4 protein-coding genes and 1 pseudogene are annotated in these 4,945 nt (G+C 67.9%); 2 read left to right on the forward strand and 3 right to left on the reverse strand.

From position 1 onward, the window contains the following. Nucleotides 1-378, reverse strand: a 378-nt coding sequence (locus GT354_RS56760) for an IS3 family transposase (protein ID WP_161360248.1), incomplete at its 3' end; no start/stop codon positions are given. After that, on the reverse strand, nucleotides 375-668 hold the full coding sequence (locus GT354_RS34155; protein WP_161360249.1) for a transposase: 294 nt from the start codon (nucleotides 666-668) through the stop codon (nucleotides 375-377). The genes GT354_RS34155 and GT354_RS56760, both read right to left, overlap by 4 nt. An 805-nt stretch (nucleotides 669-1,473) precedes the next feature. Between GT354_RS34155 and GT354_RS34160 the strand changes: the two genes are divergently transcribed. Next, nucleotides 1,474-3,219: an MFS transporter gene (locus GT354_RS34160; protein WP_161360250.1), complete on the forward strand. Its 1,746-nt coding sequence runs from the start codon at nucleotides 1,474-1,476 to the stop codon at nucleotides 3,217-3,219. 278 nt (nucleotides 3,220-3,497) lie between these two features. Here the strand turns inward: GT354_RS34160 and GT354_RS34165 are convergent, their stop codons facing one another. Then, nucleotides 3,498-3,701, reverse strand: coding sequence for a cold-shock protein (locus tag GT354_RS34165; RefSeq protein ID WP_020555278.1), 204 nt, complete (start codon nucleotides 3,699-3,701; stop codon nucleotides 3,498-3,500). A gap of 833 nt (nucleotides 3,702-4,534) precedes the next feature. Here GT354_RS34165 and GT354_RS34170 point away from each other — a divergent pair. Further along, nucleotides 4,535-4,945 (forward strand): annotated as a pseudogene (locus tag GT354_RS34170) (MFS transporter); the annotation flags it as partial.

Genomic DNA, 4,945 nt, shown 5'->3' on the forward strand with positions numbered 1-4,945 from the left:
GGCCTCGAAGTCGCGTCGGATCAGGTCCGGGATCCGCGGGTGGGCCCCGTCGCCGAGGGTGGTCACCGGCCTCCAGGGACGTGGTTGGCAGGCCACCAGGCCCAGTTCGCGCATCAGGGCCCGCACCGACTCGGGCGAAACGGCCTCGCCGGAGCGCGCCAGGACGGCGTGCACACGGCGATATCCGTACGTCTCGTGGTTCGCCGTGAAGATCTCGCGGATCATCGTCTTGAGGCGTGTTCGTCGGTCGGCGGTGACGGAGGCGGGTCGGTCACGCCATTCGTAGAATCCGGATCGGGACACCCCCAACCATCGGCACATGTCGGCGATGTGAAATTGGGCCTTCTCCGCTTCGACGAGCGCGTATCGCGCGCTCACCCCTGTTCGCGTGCGAAGAAGGCGGACGCTTTTTTCAGGAAGGCGTTCTCCTCACGGAGCTTCCTGACTTCCCGTTCGAGCTGCAGCTCGCGGTCCGATTTCGCGTCGCCCGGGGCTTCGATGTCGTCTTCTCCGGCGAGGCGATGTTCTTTCACCCAGCCCCTGAGCGTGGAGTCGTTGATTCCGAGCTCGGCGGCGACACGAGAGATCGGACGTGGACCGTCGATCACCATGCGGACGGCCTCGTCCCTGAACTGCTGTGGATACCTTGGTGGCACGTTCTCTCTCATTTCCGGATCTCATCAACCCTACGCGGGCCACTGTCCGGAAGAAATAGGGCACCTCAAGTCCCCTCGTGGGAACCGGACCCGGACCCGGACCCGGAACCGGACCCGGAACCGGAACCGGACCGGACCTGGAACCGGCACCGAACCCGGACCCGAGCAGTGCGGCCCGCTCCGGCGGCGAGGCCGGTCGGCAGGTCCACCGGGATCGTTTCCACGCCTTCGGCGACAACATAAGGCTCCTTGTCGTCGGTGCCACGAAGCCGCCACGCAGCAACCGCCAAGTGGCCAAAGGGCAATGGCCGACCCGGACGGAAGCGCTCCCATCAAGCGCAAGCACCACACCCACGCACCGCCCGTACACGGCGCACGCACCGCCCGTACACCGCGCCGCCCACCCATCGCCCACGCACCGCCCGCGCGTAACCCACCCCCGCCGTCCGCCGAATCTTCCCAGGTACCGCCGCTGATCCGAGCCCGAGACCGTAACGCGTTCCATTTCTTGGTCTTCGCTCTGGTAGTGCGCTACCGGCCGGTACTAAGGTCACTCCACGCGTGGGCCCGGGGGGCCGTCCCTTCCCCCTGGTCCGGCGCCTCTGCACGGCTGCGTTGCCCGCGTTTCCCCGTTACCGGCGTTCCTGTACGGCGTTCCCGCACCGCGTTCCCACCGCGTTTCCGCAACGCCCGTATCCCCCACCGGGCCCGCGTATCCGCGTATCCGCATGGTTCGCGTATCCACATGGTCCGCGTTTCCCGCGTCACCAGCGTTGTCCCCGTACCTCGATAGACCGACGCTCGTCGAGGAGGCCGCATGTCTTCCGCCACGACCCCATCGGGCGCCCCGCCAGCGAGTGATCCCGAGCCTCGCCCCGCAACCTCGGCCGGCGTGCCACCGTTCCTGCGTGGACTGTGGAATCGCCGGTTGGACCGCTATCCGGCCAACGGGCCGCGCATCTTCTTCCTGACCATCGTGGTGCTGGGATCGATCGTCCTGTACTACGAGTTGTACATCCAGTACGCCGTGTCGACGCTGATGATGCACCACTTCGGCATGTCGTTCATGTACGCGACGATGATCTCGGTCATCGGCAACCTCGTCGGGGCGTTCGCGTCCCTCGCCGCAGGGCTCGCCGACCGGTGGGGCCGAGCGAATCTCGTCGTGTACGGCCTGCTGCTCACGGGTCTGCTCGTGTTGTTCGCGTTGCCCAACGCGGACAGCAAGGGCTGGTTCATGTTCTTCATGGCCCTTGTGAACGTGGTCGAGGGCATGGCCCTCGTCGCGACCCCCGCGCTGATCCGTGACTTCTCGCCGCAGGTCGGCCGGGCCGGCGCGATGGGGTTCTGGACGTTGGGCCCGGTCCTGGGCAGCCTCGTGGTGACCTCGGTCAGCAGCAATACGCTGGACACGAGCAGTTGGCAGGACGAGTTCCGTTTCGCGGGCTACGTCGGCCTCGGGGTGTTCGTGATCGCCCTGCTCGGACTACGCGAGTTGTCACCGCGGTTGCGCGACCAGTTGATGGTGTCGCTGCGTGACAAGGCCCTGGTCGAGGCCAGGGCCCGGGGCCTGGACGTCGAGGCCACGCAGAAGAACCACTGGCGCCGGATGATGCGCCTGGACATCCTGCTACCGGCGCTGGGCATCAGCCTGCATCTGATGTTCTACTTCACGGTCGTCGGCAACCTGGTCGTCTACTACTCGACCGTCTTCGGGTACTCCGAACAACGGACGAACGCCCTCGCCAACTGGTACTGGATCGCCAACGCGGTCGCGCTCGTGGTGGTCGGCTTCGTGTCCGACAAGCTCAGGGTACGCAAGCCGTTCATGATCGTCGGCGGTGTCGGCACGGTCGTGTTCACGTTGCTGTTCGCGTTGACCACCGACAACCCCGAGACCGGCTACTACACCTTCGCGTGGTTGCTCGTCGGGATCGGGGTGTGCAGTGGCCTGACGTACGCGCCGTGGATGGCCGGCTACACCGAGACCGTCGAGAGGCACAATCCGGCGGCGACCGCGACGGGGCTTGCGGTGTGGGGCTGGACCATCCGCATCGTGGTGTCGGTGTCGGCCGTGTTCACGCCGCTCATCGTCACGTCGGCGACGCCGCTGGTGAACCACGGCGAAGAGGTGGTCGCCGCGCAGGCGGACGCGGGGCCCGCGCTGGATCTGGTGATGAAGGACCCGGCGCTGTTCGTCCAGCTGTCCAAGTTCCCCGACCGCACGTCGATCCCCATCGAATTGCAGGTCAAGGCGCTGCAACTGGCCGGTGGCGACATGAAGAAGCTCGACCTGGTCGAGCAGAAGCAGGCATCGCTCGCGATCCTGATCGACCACGGTGAAGAGGTGCAGAAGGCCAAGGACCGGGCGGACGACGAGTGGATGCGTTGGTGGTGGCTCACCCTGGCGTGCCAGGCGCTGTTCATCCCGTGCGTTTTCGTGATGGCCGGCCGTTGGAACCCGCGCAAGGCCAAGGAGGACGAGGAGGCGCACACTCTCCGCGTCCAGGAGGAACTGGCCGCGATCCGCGCCGCGGAGAAGGGCAGCTTCCAACCCGTCTGACGGGACGACGTCGGTAGGCGCCTCGACCACGCCCACACCCATGTCCGAGGCGGGGTCCACGTCAGGTCACCCGAAGGGCGCTCTCAAGCAGCCCCGAAGCACCGCGAAGCACTCCGAAGACTCCGAAGCACCATGTGAGCGACCGCGAAGCATCACGTAAGCGACCGCGAAGCGCCACACAAGCAGCCCGCGAAGCACCACGTAAGCGACCGTGAAACGCCGAGGGCCGGCGCCGCACAAGTGCGGCACCGGCCCTCGGTCGTGCTGATCGGTGAAGATCAGAGGCGGTTGATGTTCTCCGCCTGGAGGCCCTTCTGGCCCTGCACGACGTCGAATTCGACGGCTTCGCCCTCGACGAGCTCACGGTAGCCGTTGCCCTGAATCGCGGAGAAGTGGGCGAAGACGTCGTCGCCGCCACCGTCCTGCGCGATGAAGCCGAAGCCCTTTTCCGAGTTGAACCACTTCACGGTTCCGGTAGCCATAATTTTCTCCCTACATGTGGGCCGATGAACGAATCCACACTTCGTGAATCCGGGCGTCGCCGCGTTTTTCGCCCTCATTTCGGAAGCTACCGAAATGCAAAATGCACCTGTAGTGAACAGCTCTACAGGCGCACTCAGAAGATGATGCGAACCACAACTGCAACAGGCTTCAGACTAACACAGGACGAGACCGAGGACGAGTCCTGCCACAGAACGACGACTACGGGCCACTTTCTGCCCTGTTCTGCCTACCTGTGTCGCGCACTCTGATCGACCCCGGCGCCGAAGACAGCCCATCGAGCAGTCGCGCGCGCCATACCCAGCCATGATCAATCCCAAACCAATTGATCTGGACACCGTGGCCGCCGAGATGTCACGCTGACCTCGCGAGCCCCACGCGTCCACGCGGGCGGGTCCGTCGCCTCTCGCCCCGCCTTCCCGCCAGGACGCCCGTGTAACGCCTCGCCCGCCCCCGCCGCCTTGTGCGCCCCCGCGACCGTGCCCATTGCCGCCGGTCGCCGTGTCTGCCCCGCGCTTCCCACTCGCGCGACCCCTCGCAGAACGCCCCGCGTCCGTTCCGCCCCGCCGTCTCGCCCCTGGGCACCCCGGCCACCGCGCACGCGACCGGCGGCGCACCCCTGCCTTGCCCCGTCCGCCTTGCCCCCGCTTTGCCGTGCCTGTTCGGCCCGGCCCGTTCGGCCTTGCCGCGTCCGTCCTGCCGCGCCGGCCCTGCCGCGTCCGCTTCGCCTGCCCTGATTGCCCTGCCCCGCGCCCCGCCCGCCTGCCCTGCCCTGCGGCGGCAAGCGCGTCCGTGACCGTGAAAGAGCACCGCCGTGTCCGTATTCACCCTGCCCGCGCGCGCCCGCGCGAGCCGGCCTCCCGCGTCCGTCGCCGCGATCGCGGTTCTGGCCTCCGCCGGGTATCTGATGGCCAACCTGCTTCCCGTGTTCCTGGCCGCGGTACGCACCGGCCTCGGCCTGTCCCCCGCCGCGGCCGGCGCGGTGGGCACGGCCGTACTCCTCGGCTCGGCGCTGGCCGGGGCCGCGGCCACCCGGGCGGCCGGTCGAGCGGGGCGCGCCCGGCTCGCCCGGGTCGGGCTGCTCGGCATGGTCGGCGGTTTCGCGGTCGCCGCGCTCACCGGCTCGACCTGGCTCGCGGTCACGGGCTCGGTCCTCGGCGGCGCCGGCAGCGGGATCGCGCTCACCGTGGCGACCGCCGCGATGGCCGGCACCCCCGACCCCGGC

It is taken from the genome of Streptomyces sp. SID3343 (assembly GCF_009865215.1).
GTDB lineage: Bacteria > Actinomycetota > Actinomycetes > Streptomycetales > Streptomycetaceae > Embleya.

Coding starts and splice junctions, on each gene's coding strand:
- GT354_RS34165 (WP_020555278.1), bottom strand. CDS start 3,701: ATGGCTACCGGAACCGTGAAGTGGTTCAACTCGGAAAAGGGCTTCGGC.
- GT354_RS34155 (WP_161360249.1), bottom strand. CDS start 668: ATGAGAGAGAACGTGCCACCAAGGTATCCACAGCAGTTCAGGGACGAG.
- GT354_RS34160 (WP_161360250.1), top strand. CDS start 1,474: ATGTCTTCCGCCACGACCCCATCGGGCGCCCCGCCAGCGAGTGATCCC.